Source organism: Nocardioides ganghwensis (assembly GCF_014779655.1).
In the GTDB taxonomy this organism is placed as follows: domain Bacteria; phylum Actinomycetota; class Actinomycetes; order Propionibacteriales; family Nocardioidaceae; genus Nocardioides; species Nocardioides ganghwensis.
In genome coordinates this window covers 141,165-160,471 of record NZ_JACXYX010000006.1, presented here as the reverse complement: position 1 = coordinate 160,471, position 19,307 = coordinate 141,165, and the positions used below count along the sequence as shown (strand labels likewise).

Annotated in this window: 17 protein-coding genes; 8 read left to right on the top strand and 9 right to left on the bottom strand. The window is 71.3% G+C overall.

From position 1 onward, the window contains the following. Nucleotides 1–71: 71 nt before the first annotated feature. Nucleotides 72–1,256, top strand: coding sequence for an ROK family transcriptional regulator (locus tag IEZ24_RS09225; protein WP_242498508.1), 1,185 nt, complete (start codon nt 72–74; stop codon nt 1,254–1,256). A gap of 3 nt (nt 1,257–1,259) precedes the next feature. Here IEZ24_RS09225 and IEZ24_RS09220 read toward each other — a convergent pair whose 3' ends face one another. Then, nucleotides 1,260–2,456 (bottom strand): acyl-CoA dehydrogenase family protein, encoded by a 1,197-nt coding sequence (locus tag IEZ24_RS09220; protein ID WP_129455494.1) that lies wholly within the window; start codon nt 2,454–2,456, stop codon nt 1,260–1,262. A gap of 146 nt (nt 2,457–2,602) precedes the next feature. Here IEZ24_RS09220 and IEZ24_RS09215 point away from each other — a divergent pair, with 146 nt between their 5' ends. Further along, nucleotides 2,603–3,217, top strand: coding sequence for a hypothetical protein (locus IEZ24_RS09215; protein ID WP_129455493.1), 615 nt, complete (start codon nt 2,603–2,605; stop codon nt 3,215–3,217). A gap of 10 nt (nt 3,218–3,227) precedes the next feature. On the opposite strand, the gene IEZ24_RS09210 is transcribed toward IEZ24_RS09215, so the two are convergent. The 6 genes from IEZ24_RS09210 to IEZ24_RS09185 all read right to left on the bottom strand — a co-directional run bounded on the left by IEZ24_RS09210 (nt 3,228) and on the right by IEZ24_RS09185 (nt 10,814). Beyond that, nucleotides 3,228–4,673 carry a phospholipase D-like domain-containing protein gene (locus IEZ24_RS09210; RefSeq protein ID WP_165356094.1) on the bottom strand — a complete coding sequence of 482 codons (1,446 nt, stop codon included), beginning with the start codon at nt 4,671–4,673 and terminating at the stop codon, nt 3,228–3,230. A gap of 34 nt (nt 4,674–4,707) precedes the next feature. After that, complete coding sequence (locus IEZ24_RS09205; protein WP_129455491.1) at nt 4,708–5,739, bottom strand: hypothetical protein; 1,032 nt, start codon at nt 5,737–5,739, stop codon at nt 4,708–4,710. Nucleotides 5,740–5,774: 35 nt separating this feature from the next. Further along, on the bottom strand, nt 5,775–5,999 hold the full coding sequence (locus IEZ24_RS09200; protein WP_129455490.1) for a DUF6752 domain-containing protein: 225 nt from the start codon (nt 5,997–5,999) through the stop codon (nt 5,775–5,777). 13 nt (nt 6,000–6,012) lie between these two features. Continuing rightward, complete coding sequence (locus IEZ24_RS09195; protein WP_129455489.1) at nt 6,013–7,578, bottom strand: methyltransferase domain-containing protein; 1,566 nt, start codon at nt 7,576–7,578, stop codon at nt 6,013–6,015. Between the two features lie 41 nt (nt 7,579–7,619). Further along, on the bottom strand, nt 7,620–8,744 hold the full coding sequence (locus IEZ24_RS09190) for an endonuclease/exonuclease/phosphatase family protein (protein ID WP_129455488.1): 1,125 nt from the start codon (nt 8,742–8,744) through the stop codon (nt 7,620–7,622). Nucleotides 8,745–8,885: 141 nt separating this feature from the next. Beyond that, nucleotides 8,886–10,814, bottom strand: a complete 1,929-nt coding sequence (locus tag IEZ24_RS09185; protein WP_129455487.1) for an endonuclease/exonuclease/phosphatase family protein — start codon at nt 10,812–10,814, stop codon at nt 8,886–8,888. A gap of 198 nt (nt 10,815–11,012) precedes the next feature. Between IEZ24_RS09185 and IEZ24_RS09180 the strand changes: the two genes are divergently transcribed. Genes IEZ24_RS09180 through IEZ24_RS09165 form a run of 4 tightly spaced genes read left to right on the top strand, consistent with a single transcriptional unit; the run spans nt 11,013 to nt 14,359 of the window. After that, the gene (locus IEZ24_RS09180; protein WP_129455486.1) at nt 11,013–12,293 is read left to right on the top strand and encodes a magnesium transporter MgtE N-terminal domain-containing protein; all 1,281 of its coding nucleotides are present in this window, start codon (nt 11,013–11,015) and stop codon (nt 12,291–12,293) included. Then, nucleotides 12,290–12,823, top strand: a complete 534-nt coding sequence (locus IEZ24_RS09175; RefSeq protein WP_129455485.1) for a DUF1003 domain-containing protein — start codon at nt 12,290–12,292, stop codon at nt 12,821–12,823. Before IEZ24_RS09180 ends, IEZ24_RS09175 begins: the two co-directional genes overlap by 4 nt. Nucleotides 12,824–12,834: 11 nt before the next feature. Then, nucleotides 12,835–13,995 carry an Mrp/NBP35 family ATP-binding protein gene (locus IEZ24_RS09170; RefSeq protein ID WP_129455484.1) on the top strand — a complete coding sequence of 387 codons (1,161 nt, stop codon included), beginning with the start codon at nt 12,835–12,837 and terminating at the stop codon, nt 13,993–13,995. A gap of 34 nt (nt 13,996–14,029) precedes the next feature. Continuing rightward, complete coding sequence (locus tag IEZ24_RS09165) at nt 14,030–14,359, top strand: sec-independent translocase (RefSeq protein ID WP_129455483.1); 330 nt, start codon at nt 14,030–14,032, stop codon at nt 14,357–14,359. Between the two features lie 49 nt (nt 14,360–14,408). On the opposite strand, the gene IEZ24_RS09160 is transcribed toward IEZ24_RS09165, so the two are convergent. Further along, entirely contained in the window at nt 14,409–14,945 is a 537-nt protein-coding gene (locus IEZ24_RS09160; protein WP_129455482.1) for a hypothetical protein, read from the bottom strand. A gap of 202 nt (nt 14,946–15,147) precedes the next feature. Between IEZ24_RS09160 and IEZ24_RS22315 the strand changes: the two genes are divergently transcribed. After that, a complete protein-coding gene (locus IEZ24_RS22315) occupies nt 15,148–15,789 on the top strand; it encodes a LysM peptidoglycan-binding domain-containing protein (protein WP_275938085.1) in 642 nt (213 codons plus the stop codon). Then, entirely contained in the window at nt 15,789–16,307 is a 519-nt protein-coding gene (locus tag IEZ24_RS09150) for an Rv3235 family protein (RefSeq protein ID WP_129455480.1), read from the top strand. Before IEZ24_RS22315 ends, IEZ24_RS09150 begins: the two co-directional genes overlap by 1 nt. A gap of 21 nt (nt 16,308–16,328) precedes the next feature. On the opposite strand, the gene secA is transcribed toward IEZ24_RS09150, so the two are convergent. Then, nucleotides 16,329–19,160: a preprotein translocase subunit SecA gene (gene secA, locus IEZ24_RS09145; RefSeq protein WP_129455479.1), complete on the bottom strand. Its 2,832-nt coding sequence runs from the start codon at nt 19,158–19,160 to the stop codon at nt 16,329–16,331. Nucleotides 19,161–19,307 lie beyond the last annotated feature (147 nt).

Sequence of the window (19,307 nt, the reverse complement as noted above, 5' to 3'; positions counted from 1 at the left end):
GGCTTTTGTCGAGTGCCTCTCAAAAGTCTTAGGTCTAGCGTGCAAAGTCGTGCATGTGCTTGACTCCGCCCGTGCGAACCGGCGAGCTTTTCGATCTCCTCCGTGACGGAAGGCCCTGGACCCGCGCCCAGCTGGCCGAAGCGACGGGCCTGGCCCGCTCCACGATCACCGCCAGGATCGACACCCTGATGCGGCTGGGGCTGGTCGCACCGTTCGGCGGGGCCCGCTCGACCGGCGGCCGTCCGCCGGCCCTCTTCGCGCTCAACCCGACCGCCAAGCTCGTCGTCGGCGTCGACATCGGGGCCACCCACGCGAGTGCCGCGCTGACCGACCTCAACGGATCGATCCTCGGCGAGACCGACGCGCGTATCGCCGTGGCCGACGGCCCCGAGGCCGTCCTGTCGTGGGTGGTCGACTCCGTGCGGGACCTGGTGGCCGCGAGCGAGCGGCCGATCGAGGACCTCGCCGCCATCGGCATCGGCCTGCCCGGCCCGGTGGAGCACTCCACCGGACGACCCATCAACCCGCCGATCATGCCCGGCTGGGACCGCTTCGACGTCCCGGCCTACCTGCAGGAGCAGTACCCGGTCCCGGTGCTGGTGGACAACGACGTCAACATCATGGCCCTCGGCGAGCGCCGCCGGCACCTGCGCGACGTCGACGACCTCGTGCTGATCAAGGTCGCCACCGGCATCGGTGCGGGCATCGTGTCCGGCGGCGTCCTGCAGCGCGGCGCCCAGGGCACCGCGGGCGACCTCGGGCACGTACGGGTCCCGGGGGCCGACGACATCCTGTGCCGCTGCGGCAACACCGGCTGCCTCGAGGCCGTCGCCGCCGGACCGGCGCTGGCGGCCGCCGTGCGCGCCCAGGGCGAGAGCGCCGAGACCGGCGGCGACGTGGTCGAGCTGGTGCGCGCGGGCAGCCAGCCGGCGATGGCGGTCGTACGCCAGGCCGGGCGCGACATCGGCGAGGTCGTCGCCACGATGGTCAACCTCATCAACCCGTCGGTCGTGGTGATCGGCGGCCAGGTGGCGGGCGCTGGCGAGCACCTGCTCGCGGGGATCCGCGAGTCGGTCTACCAGCGCTCCCTGCCGCTGGCCACCGAGCACCTGCGCATCGTCACCTCACGTGCCGGCGGCGAGGCGGCGGTGCTCGGTGCCTCGGCCCTCGCGATCGAGCACGTCCTGTCCCCCGAGGTCGTGGAGGCCGCAAGCGAGGCGCTGGCAGCCGCCGACGCCGCCGCGGAGGCGCAGTGACGACTACCGCAGCTTGTAGTCCTTGAGCAGGCTGCGGCCGATGATCATCTTCTGGATGTCGGAGGTGCCCTCACCGATGAGCATGAACTTGACCTCGCGCATCAGCCGCTCGATCTCGTACTCCTTGGAGTAGCCGTAGCCGCCGTGGATGCGGAACGAGTCCTCGACGACCTCGTTGGCGTACTCGCTCGCGACCATCTTGGCCATGCCGGCCTCGACGTCCATGCGCTGCCCGGTGTCCTTGAGGCGCGCGGCCTTGACCATCATCGTGTGCGCGACCTCGACCTTGGTCGCCATCTCCGCGAGCCGGAACAGCACCGCCTGGTGCTCCGCGATCGCCTTGCCGAAGGTCTTGCGCTGCTGGGCGTAGGCGATGCCGAGCTCGAACCCGCGCCACGCCAGGCCGCACGCGCGCGCCGCGACGTTGACCCGGCCGACCTCGACGCCGTCCATCATCTGGAAGAAGCCCTTGCCGGGCTCCCCGCCCAGGATCTGCTCGGCGGCGATCTCGTGGCCCTCGAGGATGAGCTCGGTCGTCTCGACGCCCTTGTAGCCCATCTTCTCGATCTTGCCCGGCACCGTGACGCCCTGGGCGGTCTCGCCGAACCCGGCCTCCTTCTCCACGAGGAAGGTCGTCATGTTCTTGTAGACCGACTCGGCGCCCTCGTCGGTCTTGGTCAGCACCGCGACCAGGGTGGAGGTGGCGCCGTTGGTCAGCCACATCTTCTGCCCGGTGATCGAGTAGGACCCGTCCTCGGCCCTGGTCGCCTTGGTCGACACCGCGGACACGTCGGAGCCCAGCCCCGGCTCGGACATCGAGAACGCGCCGCGGACCTCGCCGGTCGCCATCCGCGGGAGGTACTTCTGCTTCTGCTCCTCCGTGCCGTGCTGGATCAGCATGTAGGCCACGATGAAGTGGGTGTTGATCACGCCCGAGACGCTCATCCACCCGCGGGCGATCTCCTCGACCACCAGCGCGTACGTCAGCAGCGACTCCCCCAGCCCGCCGAACTCCTCGGGGATCGTCAGACCGAACACCCCGAGCTCCTTGAGCCCCTCGATGATCTCGGTCGGGTACTCGTCGGCGTGCTCGAGCTCCTGCGCCACGGGGATGATCTGCTCGTCCACGAACTGGCGCACGGCCTTGAGGATCTCGGTCTGGTCCTCGGAGAGGCCGTCGGTCTGGCAGAGGCGGGGCATGCGGTGGCTCCTGTGCGCTCGCGGCTGGATCGCTCGGAGTCTAGTTATCGGACGTTCACCTGGGCAGGGGCGTCGTCCGAGACTGTTGTCACACGCGCGCGTCTCGCACCCGCGGTCGGCGTCGGCTGCGTGAGAGAGTGGAGTGCATGCGACTCACCCGTGCGATCGGACCAGCCCTCGGTGCCTCTCTCGTCCTGCTCGCCGCAGCGTGCGGGAACGACGCCGACACCCCCGACACCGGGGTCGACCCGTCCGGGGGGACGAGCTCGGAGTCGCCCTCGGAGAGCCCCTCGGAGACCCCGACGGCGACGCCTGTGGCGCCGATCGACTTCGGCGACGAGCCTGCCGTCAAGGAGTCGTACGAGCGCGCCGCGCTGCGCGCCACCAGCGACAACCTGATCACGATGGTGCCCAGCGTCCTGCCCGACGGCTGGACGACCGTCGGCGGCGGCTACCAGCCCGACCCCCAGTGGTGGCACATGGAGTTCACCGCACCGACCGGCGACGTCGTCCTCGACCAGATGCCCGGCACCGCCGACGAGGCCTTGGGGAAGATGTCCGGTCTCACCCCCGTCGACGACGTCGACCTCACCGACTGGGGCACCGGCCCGTGGTCCGCGTGGGACCACGACGGCGCGACCGTGCTGGCCTACGACCTCAAGGGGAGCACGGTCGTGCTCCAGGGTCCCGACCTCGAGACCGTGCGCGGCCTCGCCGAGTCCCTCCTGCCGGCCGACGACGCCGGCGAGCAGGAGGGCTGAGCGCCACCGCTCAGTCGTTCTCCCAGGTGGGGCCGGCCCCGCGGAGGCCGTCGGGCTCGACCGTGACGACCGGGTCGGTGCCGACGCGACGGCCGTTGACCATCTTCCACTCCGAGTAGGTCGTGGTGTAGGCGTCGCGGCTGTAGGGCTTGCGCCACATCAGGTTGAAGTTCTTCATGTAGTCGCCGACCACGCCGCGGCCGTGCATCGCGAAGAGGATCTCGTCCTGCGGGGTGCCGAGGCTGGACCAGTTGGTGGAGCCGGTCCACACCATGCGGCTGTCGACGCCCTTGTACATGCCGCGCAGCACGAAGTACTTGTGGTGCGTGTAGCGCTCGATGTTCTCGGGCATGTTGTCGATCTCGGGGTCGCCGGTCGGGACGTCGTCCTTGAGGTTGAACCCGGTCGAGCGCAGCGGCACGCGGCCGCGGGCCGTGGGCGCGCCGATGCGCTGCTTGGTGTGGAAGCCCATCAGCCCGTAGTTGACGCGCAGGTTGCAGCCCGCCGCATAGAGCTCGCGCAGCTTGTCGGCGATGTAGTCGCCGCGCCTGCCGCGCATCGTGTGCATCGACAGGGCGAGCTGGGTGCGCCGCTGCACGCCGGCCGCGTCGGTGTAGGCGCACGAGATGTTGTTGAGGATGTCGAGCACTGCGTCGTCGGTCGGCGTCGTGTACTTGGGGAAGACGATGGTGTGGTACTTCTGCATGTCGCCGTTGGGGCAGTCGCGACCGTTCTCGCAGAAGTTGTAGGTGGCACGTCGCTTGTCCCAGTCGGGCTTCATGTCCCGGAAGAGCGTCTGGAACTCGTTGTAGAGGGTCTTCTTGCCCACCGTGGTCCAGAGGTCGTTCCACTGCCAGCGCACGGCGTTGAGGGTCATGTTGTAGGAGCCCAGCATGACCACGTTGCGGTTCCGGCCGGTGCGGCTGAACAGGTAGAACTTGCTGTGCAGGTTGTTGTACTCGTTCTCGTCGGCACGGCAGCCCGAGACGCAGCGACGCAGGAAGCTGGACTTCTTGACCTTGTTGCCGAGCACGCGCTGGATCCGCACCTGGGCGTTGGGCACCAGGTGGTCGTTGAGCAGGACCTGCACCTTCACGCCGCGACGCTTGGCGCGGATCAGCTCGTCGGCGAAGACCTGCCGGTCGAGGGAGTAGGCGGAGATGGTGATCTTCTCGCCCTTGGGCGTGTTGCGGATCGCCCGCAGGACGTGGCGCTCGATGACGAAGCGGTCCTTGGGGACCATCGGGTTGTTGAACTTCGGCCCGACGGGGACCTTCCACCTCTTGTTGGGCTTGCCCGGCCTGCGCGCGGACAGCGCCGTCGCGGGTTCCGCCGACGTGGTCGCGACCGTGCCGGTGGCGGGCGCAGCACCCGCGACGGTGGCGGCAGAAGCCGGCGCGGCCAGCGAGACGGCCAGCCCGAGGGCGGCGAGAAGGGCAATGGACTTGGAACGCACAACAACTCCTACGTGGCACCCGGCGGTGCCCGGATCAGAGATTCCCCCGACGGCGTGGCGGCACATCACCTGTGCTCGCGCGGACGTCGGCCACGATATCAGCGACGAGTCGGGCAGCCGATTCGAGAAGCTCCTCGTGGGTGACCGTGTCGGGCACGCGCCCGGCGCCCCGTACGGCCTCCTCCCCCGCCAGGCGGGAGAGGTCCCCGAGGACGTGGAACCCGCGCTCGGTGATCAGGTCGGCGGCCGCCCGGTCGAGCTCGGCGAAGCGGGCGCGGTACTGCTCCGGCATCCCGCCGCGCTCGCGGGGCTGGCGGGCCAGCAGGTCCTCGGCGAGGTAGCCGCGGATCCACACCCCCCGCTCCTGCGCCGAGTAGCGCGGCAGGTGCTGGTTGACCAGGCGCAGGGTCTCGATCTGCACGATCCCCAGCGCCGGGTTCACGGCGTCCTCGGGAGCGGCGTACGCGTCGGGGTCGAGGCCGAGCACCTCGGCGAAGTGGCGCCAGTGCAGGTCCCTCGCCTCGCCGGCACCCGGCATCACGAGCACGTGCACCCGCTCGCTGGGGAGGTCGGGGGTCCACCGCTCGAGGACGCCCGCGAGGTCCCAGGTGCGCATGCTGAACTCCGGCCCGCCGGCGGACGCGCCGGCCATGACCGCGTCGAGGTCCACCGTGCCGCCGTTCTTGACCGACTCCTGCCAGCCGGCGGAGACCACGCTGGCGGCGTCGCGGGCGGTGACGACGAGGTGCACCTCGGCGTCGGGGAAGCCGGCGATCGCGCGTGCGGCCTGCTCGGCGGAGGCCCCGCAGAGGAACTCGTGGGTGATCAGCACGTCCCCCGACTGCGCCGACCCCTCGTCGACGAGCCGCTGCCATGCCCCCGGCGCGTCCGGGTGCCGCTTGGCGAGACGGGGCCGCTCCTGGAGGTCCAGCGCGGCCCAGAGGTGCTCGCGGTGGCCGAACCCCGGCAGGAACACCCCGGCCTTGCGCAGCCGGTCGCGGTTGCTCCACACGACCTGCTGGAGGTAGGTCGTCCCGGTCTTGGGCAGACCGATGTGGAGGAACACCCGGCGCGGTCCGCCGGTGTGCCGTGAGCCTGGGCTCAAGAGAAGTCCCCGCGGTACTTCCCGAGCAGCTCCTCCAGCCTCTCCTCGTCCCGCGCCGCGACCGGCAGCAGCAGCTCGGTCACCACGTCGGTGAGCTCGGCCAGGCGGACGTTGAGGGCGCGGTTCTCCTGGACGGCCGCCTCGAGCGCGGCGACCCGCTTCTCGAGGTCGCCGCCTGCGGCGCCGTGCCGGTTCGCCCACCGGTTGCCGAGTCCGAACATGTCTGCTCCCACCTCACGCGTTCCAGTCGATGATCATGCGGCACACCTGCGAGCTCCCCGGGTCGGAGGAGACCCGCGTGCGGACGTCCTCGAGCACCCGGCCGCCGGACTCCGCCACCTCGGCGAGGACGACCGCGGGGTCGAGGGGCTTGCGGGCGCCCGTGCGGCGAGCGTAGCCGTCGCGGCCCTTCTCGCTGAGGAACTGCAGGTGCAGGGCGCCGGTCGTCCCCGCCAGCACCATCCGCGAGGAGCGGAGCAGGTTCATCCGGCCGCGGTGGCCGAGCCGCTCGACGACGTGGACGCAGCCCACGGCGCGCGGCCCGGGCATCCGGGCGATCCACGCCGGGACGGCGAGGACGTGGCGCAGCTCGAGGAGGTTGAAGAGCTGGAAGGTCACGCGCGGGTCGTCGGCCCGGCGCTGCGCCTCGGCCTCGTAGGCGAAGGGCTGGAAGTCCAGCCCGACCGCGGAGACGCCCCGGTCGGCGAACCAGGCGACGTCGGCGCCGCGACCGCACCCGATGTCGACGTAGGTCGCGAGGTCCGGGTGGCGCTCGGCGACCTGCCTGGCCACGGCGGACACCGTGGGCTCCTGGTGCGCGGTGCGCTTGTGGTAGCCGTGCCAGCCCGCGCGACCCGTACGCATCCCGCGGAACCAGCCGTTGAAGAGCTCGATCGTGCTCGCGGGGGTGGTGAACTTGTAGGCCGGGTCGGGCACGCGCCAGTGGGGGCCGTAGGTCGCGGTGAGGAACTTGTCGGCGTTGGCCGGCACCGGGAACTCACGGCCCTCGAGCGACGCGGTGCCGAGGGGGTAGATCCAGTCGCGCTCGAACGGGACGGCGATCTCGCCCATGAGGTAGAGGGTGCCGTCGCGCATGAAGCCGCCGAACACGTCGAGGCCACGGTCGAGGCCGTCGCTCTCCTCGACGTGGACCTTGAGCGCGATGGCGGAGTAGCGGGTGACGCGGTAGCCCATGTCGGTGAGCGCGCGCTGGATGCGGAAGGACTCGCGGATGACGTCGACCGGGTGGTCGTAGGTGCTGACGTAGCCGAGGTCGGCGTCGCTGTCGTGGCCGATCAGGCCGCCGTCGCGGATCGCGCCCAGCGCGGTGCCGTAGGCGAGGAAGGCGTCGAGGCCGACCTGGCGCAGCGCTCCGAGCACCTCGTCGATGGCGTCGAGCAGGGGCTCGACCTGGGCGGCGTCGCGCGTGTCGAAGGTCTCCACGAGCTTGAGCGACTTGTCGAGGGCCAGGGGGCGGCCGGCGGCGTTGACGACGTCGATGCGGTCGGGTCGCTCGCCGAACTGCACGGTGCGCGAGAACAGCACGGTGTCGGTGCCCGGGTCGGTCAGCGTCACCTCGGTGACCCCGTCGAGGAAGGGGCGCAGCGGCTTGGGCCAGCGCAGGCGTACGCCGTCGTCGCCCTGCTCGCCGTCGCGCAGCAGCCAGAACGACCAGATGCGCCGGCCGTCGAAGGCGACGTCGACCAGACGCTCGCGGCTGGCCCCGACCAGGAGGCCGGTGGCGTCGATCTCGAGGACGTCCAGCGCGCCGGGACGCCGCAACTGGCTCAGGGACCTCACGCGGCGGAGTATAACGAGAGGCTCGGGCCCGGCCCCGGCGGCTACTCGTCCCCGGTCAGGGTGGCGGTGGAGTGGACCATCGCGTGGTCGGAGGCCACACCGGTGTCCATGACGGCGTAGTCGGCGAAGGCGACACCGGTCGAGCCGAAGATCCAGTCGACCTGCATCTGCGGCGGCGGTGCGCAGCCGCCCGCGGAGCTCCCGCCCGCGGCGGCGCTGAAGACCCCGCCCGCGGTGAACCGGCAGAAGATCTCCTCGCGCTCGTTGTAGTCGCCGGTGGCGATGACCGGGTGGCCCGTCGACTGGTGGAGCTCGGTCAGGTAGGAGACCTCGATGCTGGCCGCCTCGGCCCGCCAGCGGGAGTTGTTGCCGAGGCTGGGGGTGTCGGCGGGGTTGTGGAAGTTGGCGAACCAGGCCTTGCGCCCGGTGCTGATCGACTCCAGCAGCACGACCGGCATCGCGATGCGGTTGCCGCCGGCGTACGGGATGGACAGGCTGCGCCCCTCGACCAGGCGCCACACGCTCGAGCGCCAGGCGATGTTGAACCGGACCGACTTGTTGCCCAGCGACATCCCCGGGTAGAGCGAGTACTCGCCGGCACGGGAGGAGAACATGGCGAACTGGCTCTGCTCGAACTCCTGGAAGCCGACCACGTCGATGCCGTTGGCACGCAGGTCCGCGATCGTCATGTCCATGCGCGGGCCGGCGTCGGGGAACCCCGGCTTGTTGCCACCCGGGCCGGTGTGCGAGTCGCCGAGCACGTTGTAGGTCGCCACCCGGAACTCGAAGGGCTGGGTACGCCGGGCGAGCTGCTGGGAGACGCGGGCGGCGAGCTTGCGCTGCGCGGCGCGGAAGCGGCGTACGGACTCCTCGAGCTCGTCGGGCTCGGGGTGCTCGGGCTCCGCGCCGTCGCTGGACGAGCCCCGGGAGCCGCCGCGGGAGCCGCCGCCCTCCCCCACGTCCGGGTCGGCACCGCCGGCCGTCGCAGCCGCCTCCGCCTGCCGCGCCTCGCCCGCACGGTCGCTCGCGGTGTCCTTGACGGCGGTGTCGGAGAAGAACGACGCCCACACGACGGCAGCGATCACGACCAGCACCAGCGCAGGCGCCCACAGCTCCACGCGCGGCCGGCGCGGGCCGCTCGTGGTCGAGGGGTGCTTGTGCTTCACGGCCACCTTCTGCGGGAGGTGAGCCGAAGGCCGCGGGCGGACGGCTCCACAGGCCCGTGGCGGGGCATGGGCGGCTCGAGAGGGGGCCAGCCTAACCGGGCGCCCGCACCCCGCACCAACCGATCGGTCAGGTCGCGACGATCAGGAGCCCGGCACCAGGAGCGGGTCGAAGACCTGGAAGCGCTGCTCGGGGTCCATGGTCGACCCGGGCACCGGCGGCAGGCCCAGCGTGCGCGTCACCAGGTTGGTGAGGTCGCCCACGCGGATCGGCTGGGCACCGGAGTAGCCCATCTGCTGCTTGCCGGGCGAGGAGAACGCCGGGTTGAGCGTGTAGAGGTCGCTGTCGGCCGGGACGCCGGGCCCCGTCACCCACATCGGCACGCGGTAGCTCTGCGCCCAGGTGCGCGAGGACCCCTTGGTCTTCTGCGCACCGCCGGTGCCGGTGACCACGAGGAGCGTACGGCCCGCCATCTCCGGCTGCTTGGAGATGCTGCGCCGGATCGCGGCGACGCGCTGGAAGGCCTTGCGGACCGCCTTCTGGTAGGCCGGGCCGCGGAAGCCGCCGTCGAGACCCTCGTCGAGGACGCCGGACAGCTCGATCACGCTGAGGCGGGCGGGCCGCTTGGCGATCTTGTCGCGCCACAGGCCGACCGCGGTGGAGTCGTCCTTCTTGATCTTGAACGAGTCGATCTTCGCGGTGCCGTCGTCGATCCCGTAGGGGTCCTTGCCGCCGGTCTTGCGGTTGTAGCTGCGCAGGACGAGCTGGGTCGCCTGGCGGCTGGAGACGAACATCGTGCGGTTGGACAGGTTGTGGGCGAGGTCGAAGATGCTGGAGACGTACTGCCCCGCCGAGCTGTGCACGGTGCCGGGCAGCGACTTCTCGGAGCCCACGCCGTGACCGCCGCGCTTGGGGAAGACCCGCCGGCCGCTCAGCAGCGAGAACAGGTTCGCGTCCGCCTCGGTGCTCTCGGTGACCGTCCGGGCGTTGGTCGTCGACGCACCGTTGGCGCGCATCCGGGCCGCCTCACCGGGCGCGCTCGAGCCGCGCACGACGGTCGAGGTCAGGCCCGGGACCGCGACGACCACCGCGTGGTCGACGCCGACCGGCGCCGAGGCCGGGATGACGACGTTGGCGTAGTAGAGCGGGTGGTCGCTGGTCTTGGAGACGAAGTCGTTCCACACGCGGGTGTAGCTGTTGAAGTACACGTCCTTGGTGCCCATGATCCAGTCGATCGCACCGCCGGCCGGGGGCTGGCAGGTGGAGCCGTCGACGTAGCCGCCGCTCGCGGACCACATGTCGGCGCCGGGGGCGACGACGCAGTAGTAGTCGCTGCCGCGCTCGTTCTTGTCGCCGAGGGAGATGAAGGGCACCCCGGGGTAGGCCGCGCGCAGCTCGTTGGCGAGCGCCACCTCCATGGCGAAGCCGGCGTCGCGCCACTGCTGGGCCGGGCCGCGGGTGTCGGCCGGGTTGTGGGTGTTGAAGAACCACACCCGACGGCCCGTGCCGTTGTTCTGCAGCAGGACGGCCGGCATCCGGCTCGGCACGCCGTCGAAGTAGGGGATCGGGATGGTGCGGGCCTCGACGAGCGTCCACACCGCGGTGCTCCACCCGATCGAGTTGACCGACGGACCGGCCGGGTTGTTGAGGCCCGGGTAGGTCTGCCACGACGTGCCCATCAGCTGCTGGAAGCGGGTGGCCTGCGGCGGCTGGAACTCCTGGAAGCCGACCACGTCGGGACCCTTGTCCTTCAGCAGCGTCACGACCCGGTCCATGCGTACGACGCCCGAGTCCCAGCCCTTGCGGTTGCCGCCGGGCGCGGTGTGGTCGGCGCCGAGGACGTTGAAGTTCGCCACCCGGAACGACGTGGCCGGGGTCGTCTGGGTCGTGTCGGCAGCCCTGGCCGCGACCGGAGCGGCAGCCGGGGCGGCCTCGGCGGCGCCTCCGGACGCGTCGGGCGCGGCCGGGGCGAGGACGAGTGCCGCGGCGAGCGTCACGCCGACGGCGCACACGCGGCGCAGCCCGCTCGTGGAGGGGCGGGACGGGCGCGGAGGGGCGGTGGTGCCGGACATGCGGGCCTCACAGTCGTCGGGGAAGTGGCGGCGTCGAGGTGACTCGACCGCGCCCCCCAACGCGTCGTGGACGCATCGGCACGGACCCGGTCGATGTGACAGAAGTGACTCGTGCGACGACAGAGTACACCAGACGTCCGGCCGCAGACGCGGTTCGGACGTGCTCCTGGAGGCTACCGGCACGCTAACGTTGCGGCCGTGAGCACCACGCCGACCCGCGTCTTCGTGGCCCGGCTCGTCGGGCTGCCGATCTTCGACCCCCAGGGCGACCAGGTGGCCAAGGTGCGCGACCTGGTCGTCGCGATCCGCACCGAGACGAGCCAGCCGCGCGTGCTCGGCATGGTCGCCGAGGTCTTCGGACGCCGCCGGATCTTCGTGCCGATGACCCGGATCACCAACATCGACAGCGGCCAGGTGCACACCACCGGCCTGCTCAACATGCGCCGGTTCGTGCAACGCTCGACCGAGACGCTGGTGATGGGCCAGATGCTCGACCGCACGGTGACCATCAAGGACTCCGCCAAGGAGGGCGGCGTCACCGGCGTGGTCTACGACGTGGCGATGGAGCAGGCCCGCAACCGCGACTGGGTGCTGTCCCGGGTGGCGATCCAGGAGCCGAGCAAGGGCTTCCGGCGACGCGGCCAGACCCACGTCGTGGAGTGGCGCGACGTCACCGGCCTGACCCGGCCCGAGCCGATGCAGGGAGCCACCCACCTCATCGCCGCGCTCAACGACATGCGCCCCGCCGACGCGGCCAACATGATCCACGACCTCCCCCCGGAGCGGCGTACGGCCGTCGTCGCCGCCCTCGACGACGAGCGCCTCGCCGACGTGCTGGAGGAGCTGCCCGACGAGGACCAGGTCGAGATCCTCGAGCACCTCGACTCCGAGCGCGCCGCCGACGTGCTGGAGGAGATGTCCGCGGACGACGCAGCCGACCTCATCGCCGACCTGAACCCAGAGACGGCCGCCACGCTGCTGGGCCTCATGGAGCCCGACGAGGCCGAGGACGTCCGGCGGCTGATGTCCTACGACGACAACACGGCGGGCGCCATGATGACGCCCGAGCCGGTCATCCTCTCCCCCGACGCCACGATCGCCGATGCGCTGGCCCACGTGCGCAACCCGGAGCTCACCCCGTCCCTCGCGGCGCTGGTCTACGTGTGCCGCCAGCCGCTGGAGACCCCCACCGGCCGCCTGCTGGGCGCCGCCCACATCCAGCGGCTGCTGCGCGAGCCTCCGTCGACCCTGGTCGCGGCCGCGCTCGACGAGTCGATGGACCCGCTGCGGCCCGACGCCTCGATGGACGAGGTCGCCGCACACCTGGCCACCTACAACCTGGTCGCAGCGCCGGTGGTCGACGACGAGGGCCGGCTCATCGGCGCGGTCACCGTCGACGACCTGCTCGACCACATGCTGCCCGAGGGCTGGCGCGACCGTGCCCCGCGGCCCGGTCCCATCACCGGGGGTGCGCGATGAGCGACAACCGCCGCAGCCGGCTGGACACGCCGCGCGACACCCGCCGCTCGCTCGTGCGGCGACCGGCCTACGACGCCGACGCGTTCGGCTCCTTCGCCGAGCAGTTCGCCCGGTTCATGGGCACGGCCCGGTTCCTCATGTGGATGACGCTCTTCGTCATCGCCTGGATGACCTGGAACACGCTCGCGCCGGGCGACCTGCGCTTCGACGAGTTCCCCTTCATCTTCCTGACGCTCATGCTCAGCCTCCAGGCGTCGTACGCCGCGCCGCTGATCCTGCTCGCCCAGAACCGCCAGGAGCAGCGCGACAAGGTCATCGCCGAGCAGGACCGGCAGGCCAACGCGCGCGCCCACGCCGACATGGAGTTCCTGGCCCGCGAGGTCGCGTCGCTGCGGATGGCGGTCGGCGAGGTCGCCACCCGCGACTTCCTCCGCTCCGAGCTGCGCGGCCTGATGGGCGACATCGAGGACCTGTCCCGCCGCGGACCGGAGGACGAGCCGGGAGACGTGACCTCGCGGGGTGGCTCGTAGACTTCTCCATCATGAGCACCCCCACGCAGCAGCAGGTCATGGACGCCCTGGCGACCGTCGACGACCCGGAGATCAAGCGCCCGATCACGGAGCTGGGGATGGTGGACTCGGTCGAGGTCGCCGAGGACGGCTCGGTCGCGGTCCACGTGCTGCTCACGGTGGCCGGGTGCCCGCTCAAGGACACCATCAACCGTGACGTCACCGCGGCCGTCACCAAGGTCCCGGGCGTCGCCTCGGTCGACCTCACCCTCGGCGTGATGACGGCCGAGCAGCGCGCCGGCCTCAAGGAGATCCTCAGCGACGGCCGTGCCCAGCGCGAGATCCCCTTCGCCCAGCCCGGCTCGCTGACCAAAGTCTACGCGATCGCCAGCGGCAAGGGTGGCGTGGGCAAGTCGTCGGTGACCGTCAACCTCGCCCTCGCGCTCGCCGGGCAGGGCCTCAAGGTCGGCATCGTCGACGCCGACATCTACGGCCACTCGGTGCCCGCGATGCTCGGCGTGGCCGACACCCGCCCCACCCAGGTCGACGACCTCATCATGCCGGTGCCGACGCCGAGCGGCGTCTCGGTGATCTCGATCGGGATGCTCAAGCCGCGGCGCGACCAGGTCGTGGCCTGGCGCGGCCCGATGCTCGACCGGGCGCTCGTCCAGATGCTCGCCGACGTCTACTGGGGTGACCTCGACGCGCTCCTGCTCGACCTCCCCCCTGGCACGGGCGACGTCGCGATCTCGCTGGGCCAGCACCTGCCGAGCGCCGAGGTCATCGTCGTCACCACCCCGCAGGAGGCCGCGGCCGAGGTGGCCGAGCGGGCCGGCACGATGGCCTCGATGATGCACCAGCGCGTCGTCGGCGTCGTGGAGAACATGAGCTACCTCCCGTGCCCGCACTGCCCCGCCGAGGACGACCACCGGCTCGAGATCTTCGGCACCGGCGGCGGCGAGCGCGTGGCGCGCACCCTGTCCGAGCGGTTCGGCTACGACGTGCCCGTGCTGGCGCAGATCCCCCTCGACATCTCCCTGCGCGAGGGCGGCGACGTCGGCAAGCCGATCGTCGAGGCCGACCCGGCCGCCCCGGCGGCCCGCGAGCTCACCCGGATCGCGGAGTCCCTGTCGGGACGGGGCCGAGGCCTGGCCGGCATGCAGCTCGGCCTCACCCCCTCCAGCAGGTTCTGACCGCGGCTCGCGGCGAGGCAGTAGGTTCTGAGGCATGTTCGACGTCGGGCTCCTCGAGCTGGCCGTGATCGCCCTGGTCGCTGTCGTCGTGCTCGGCCCCGACAGGCTCCCCGACCTCGCCCGCCAGGCCGCCCAGCTGCTCCACCGTGCCCGCGGCCTGGCCCACAACGCGCGTGACGAGCTGCGCAGCGAGCTCGGCCCGGAGTACTCCGACCTGCAGCTCCGCGACCTCGACCCCCGCACGATCGTGCGCAAGCACATCACCGAGGCGATGGCCGAGGTCGACCGCGAGCAGGCCAAGGCCGCGCGGAAGGCCACACTGCCCGAGGGCCAGGTCCCGCCCTACGACGTCGAGGCCACCTGACCCTCCCCGGTCCGCCCGTCCCGCGCACGCGCGGCGGACCCGGCCCGAGCTAGTCCTCGCGACTCTGCACCGCGACCAGGCCGGCGTACGGCACCAGCAGCGCGCTGCCTGCGGGGTCCCGCGCCTCGAGGAAGTCGGCGCCGACGCGGTGGACGTACGCCTCGTGGCGCGCGCCGTCGGCCAGGTGCAGGAGGCACCGGGCCCCCGCGTCGGCCAGGCGCCGTAGCGCGGCACGCAGGCCGAGGCGGTCGATCGGCGACCACGCCACCTCGGGCACCGAGCGCTCGCTGGCGCCGCGCACCGCGGCCACCGCACGGAGTGGGACGATCCACTCCTGCCGCGTGCCGCTGAGCAGGCACCACTCCTCCCCCACCCTGACCAGCCGTCCCTCCACGCGACCGACGTGCGGGAGGTCGAGCGCCACGTCGTGCCCGCGGGAGGCCATCAGGCGGCTGGCGAGAGTGACGGCGCCGTACTCGGTGCGTGCCCGGTCGGCGAGCTCGGCCTCCCGGTCGGCCTCCCAGGCAGCGGCGGCCTGGCCCTCGAGGTCGTCGAACAGGGCGAACAGGTCGTGCTCCCAGGACATGTCGCGAGCCTAGTCGCGATCGACTGCGTCGCTCGCGACGTGGCGAGCGAGGTCGAGTGGCCGCGCGGCCGAGGAGCGAGTGTCCCTCCCGCCTGTGGAGAGACCTTTGACACCACCATCAAACCTCCGTTGAATGATGCAAACACACGCAAACGAAAGGATGCGGATGTCTCGGGGGAAGAGAACATCGGTCGTTCGACCGGTGACGGTCTGGCTGGCCGTGACGGTCGCCGCGCTGGCGGCAGGGCGTACGGTGCCCGCCGCCTGGCGAACCGCCGGCGCCGACGCACCGGCGGGTGACCCGGTCACAGACGCGCTGGTCGCCGGCTGCGCGACCGTCCTGGCCGTGGCCCTGGGGTGGCTGTGGCTGGTCACCTCGGCCACCGTGGTGCAGGTCCTGGCGGGAGCGACCCCGACCGGTGCCGGAACGACCCGTCGGCTGGTGATGCTGGCCTGCGGTGCGGCGGTCGTCGCGGGGACTGCGGTCCCCGCACATGCCGACGGCGGACGAGGCGACGCCGAGCACCTCGTCGGGCTGTCCCTCCCGGAGCGGGCCGTCGCCCCCGTCACCCGCTCCCCCGAGCCGCGCGCCCGGACGGCGACGGTGTCGCTCCGGGACGTCGGGAGCGGGGAGCGCTACGTCGTGCGCCCCGGCGACTCGCTCTGGTCGATCGCGCAGGCCCACCCCGCCGACGGCGACGACGTCGAGCTCCGCTGGCGAGCGATCTGGGCCGCCAACCGCGACGTGGTCGGCGCAGATCCCGACCTGATCCACCCCGGGCAGGCGCTGCGCCTCCCCGGCACCCACCCGCGCACGCGCACCGACGAGGACGGAGCACGATGATGAGCACACCCGACACCGCCGAGTCCGACGTCGTCCTCCTGCGACCGCGAGCCCCGCTGGCCAGCGTCCAGGGGTCGCTCGCGCTCGACCTGACACCTCGCACGGCTCCCCCGCGACCGCGCCTGCGCAGCGCGCGCGCCAGCGACCTGGTCGCCCTGGAGGTCGCCGCCCGCGAGCACGTCGACGCCTTCGTCGGCCGGTTCCTGCAGGCGGTCGTCGAGATCGGCGCCGGGGACCGGCCGGTCAGCCAGGTGCTCCGGCACGCCGTCCCCGAGGTCTACGAGGAGCTCACGGTCCGGGCACGCACGGTGGCGGGCGCCAGCGGCTCGTCACCGGGCCAGGTGCGCGGCCCCAACCCGACCCGGCCGGTCGTGGTGGGCGTACGCACCGCCCTGATCCGCAGCGACGCGGTCGAGGCGAGCGCGCACGTGCGCTACGGCAGGCGCTCGCGGGCGGTCGCCGCCCGCTTCGAGATCGTGCGCGAGCGCTGGCAGTGCGTCGCCCTGCAGATCGGCTGAGCCGGCTGAACCGGCTGAGGATCAGCCACCCAGGGTGGCGCGCCCGGTGGCACCGCCCGGAGCACCGTGGCAGCGCTTGAACTTCTGGCCGGAGCCGCAGGGGCACAGCGAGTTGCGACCGACGCCGGCGAACGGGTCGTCCTCGGCCGCCGGAGCGGCGTGCACCTCGGCCTCGCCATCCTCCGAGGGCGCGCTGTAGGACAGGTTCTGCGGCCGGTTGGGGCGGTCGAGGCCCTTGGCCCTGATCGTCGGAGCGTGGGCCTGCGCCTGGGCGAAGTCGATCTGCGGGGTCGCGGCGGACACCTGGGGCGCGGCGGCGGCCATGACCTCCTCGGCCTGGTCGCCCTCGTCGACCTCCTCCTCGACCTCGACCTGGAGGTTGAACAGGAAGCCGACCGACTCCTCCTTGATGCCGTCCATCATCGCGGCGAACATGTCGAAGCCCTCGCGCTGGTACTCGACGAGCGGGTCGCGCTGGGAGTAGGCGCGGAGGTAGATGCCCTCGCGGAGGTAGTCCATCTCGTAGAGGTGCTCGCGCCACTTGCGGTCGAGCACCGACAGCACGACGCGACGCTCGAGCTCGCGCTGGACCTCCTCGCCCATCTCGTCCTCGCGGCGGTCGTACGCCTCCTGGACGTCGCGCTGCAGGTCCTCGATGAGCTTCTCGCGGGTGAGGCCCTCGATGCCGCCGGCCTCCTTGACGACGCCCTCCTTGGTGAGGCCGACCGGGTAGAGCTGGTTGAGCGCGGTGAACAGGCCGTCGAGGTCCCAGTCCTCGGCGTAGCCCTCGGTCGCACCGCGGACGTAGCCCGCGACCACGTCGTCGAGGAAGCCCCGGATCTGCTCGCCGAGGTCGGCGCCCTCGAGCACACGGCGGCGCTCGGCGTAGATCACCTCGCGCTGGCGGCTCATCACGTCGTCGTACTTGAGGACGTTCTTGCGCGACTCGAAGTTCTGCGACTCGATGTTGGCCTGGGCGCCGGCGATGGCGTTGCTGACCCGCTTGGCGTCGATCGGCACGTCGTCGGGCACCTTGAGGACCGTCAGGATGCGGTCGACCCACTCCGACTTGAACAGGCGCATCATCTCGTCCTGCAGCGACAGGTAGAACCGGGACTCACCCGGGTCGCCCTGACGGCCCGAACGACCGCGCAGCTGGTTGTCGATGCGGCGCGACTCGTGGCGCTCGGTGCCGACGACGTAGAGGCCGCCGAGCTCGCGGACCTCGTCGTGCTCGGCCGCGACCTGCGCCTTGATGCGCTCGACCATCGCCGGCCAGGCGGCGTCGTACTCCTCCGGCGCCTCGACCGGGTCGAGGCCCTGCTTGCGCAGCTCCTGGTCGGCGAGGAAGTCGACAGATCCGCCGAGCATGATGTCGGTGCCTCGACCGGCCATGTTGGTGGCGACGGTGACCGCGCCCTTGTGGCCCGCGAGGGCGACGACCTTGGCCTCGTCGGCGTGCTGCTTGGCGTTGAGGACGGTGTGCGGGATGCCGCGCTTCTTGAGCAGGTTGGAGAGGTACTCGGACTTCTCCACCGACACGGTGCCGATGAGGATCGGCTGGCCCTTCTCGTGGCGCTCGGCGATGTCGTCGGCGACCGCCTCGTACTTCGCCTCCTCGGTGCGGTAGACGAGGTCGACGTTGTCGACGCGCTGCATCGGCCGGTTGGTCGGGATCGGGACCACGCCGAGCTTGTAGATCTTGTCGAACTCGGAGGCCTCGGTCATGGCCGTGCCGGTCATGCCGGAGAGCTTGTCGTAGAGGCGGAAGTAGTTCTGGAGGGTGATCGTGGCGAGGGTCTGGTACTCCTCGCGGACGGTCACGCCCTCCTTCGCCTCGATCGCCTGGTGCAGGCCGTCGTTGTAGCGACGCCCGGCGAGGATGCGACCGGTGTGCTCGTCGACGATGAGCACCTCGCCGTCCATGACGACGTACTCCTTGTCCTTGCGGAACAGCTCCTTGGCCTTGATGGAGTTGTTGAGGAAGGAGATCAGCGGGGTGTTGACCGAGTCGTAGAGGTTCTCGATGCCGAGGTGGTCCTCGACCTTGGTGATGCCCGGCTCGAGCACCGAGATCGTGCGCTTCTTCTCGTCGACCTCGTAGTCGGTCTCCCTGACCAGGGTCCGCGTGATCTTGGCGAACTCGGCGTACCACTTGACCTCGTCCTGGGTCGGTCCGCTGATGATGAGCGGGGTCCGGGCCTCGTCGATGAGGATCGAGTCGACCTCGTCGACGATGGCGAAGTTGTGGCCGCGCTGCACGCACTCGGCGACGGAGTCGGCCATGTTGTCGCGCAGGTAGTCGAAGCCGAGCTCGTTGTTGGTGCCGTAGGTGATGTCGCAGGCGTACGCCTCGCGCCGCTCCGCCGGGCGCATCGACGGCAGGATCACGCCGGTGGTCAGGCCGAGGAAGTGGTGCACGCGGCCCATCTGCTCGGACTGGAACTTGGCGAGGTAGTCGTTGACGGTGACGACGTGGACGCCCTTGCCCTCGAGGGCGTTGAGGTAGGACGGCAGCACCGCGACGAGGGTCTTGCCCTCACCGGTCTTCATCTCGGCGATGTTGCCGAGGTGCAGCGCGGCGGCGCCCATGATCTGCACGTCGAAGGGGCGCATGCCCAGGACCCGCTTGGAGGCCTCGCGGACCGTGGCGAACGCCTCCGGCATGAGGTCGTCGAGGGTCTCCCCGTTGGCGAGCCGCTGGCGGAACTCGTCGGTCATCCCGCGGAGCTCGTCGTCGGTCATCTTGACGAAGTCGTCCTCGATGGCGTTGACGGCCTTGGAGACGGCTTCGAGCTCACGGATGATCTTGCCCTCGCCGATGCGGAGGAGCTTGTCGATGATGGCAGGCACGATCCGTAACTCTACCCAGCGGTCCCAGCAGGCGGGGATTCGGCGGTGACGGCTGGTGCAACCGGTGTCCAAGCGGGTTGCAAGGGGGGCGACGCACGGTGGTCCACGAGCCGCCCGGACCCGCCGGGCGCCGCGCGCACCAGGAGC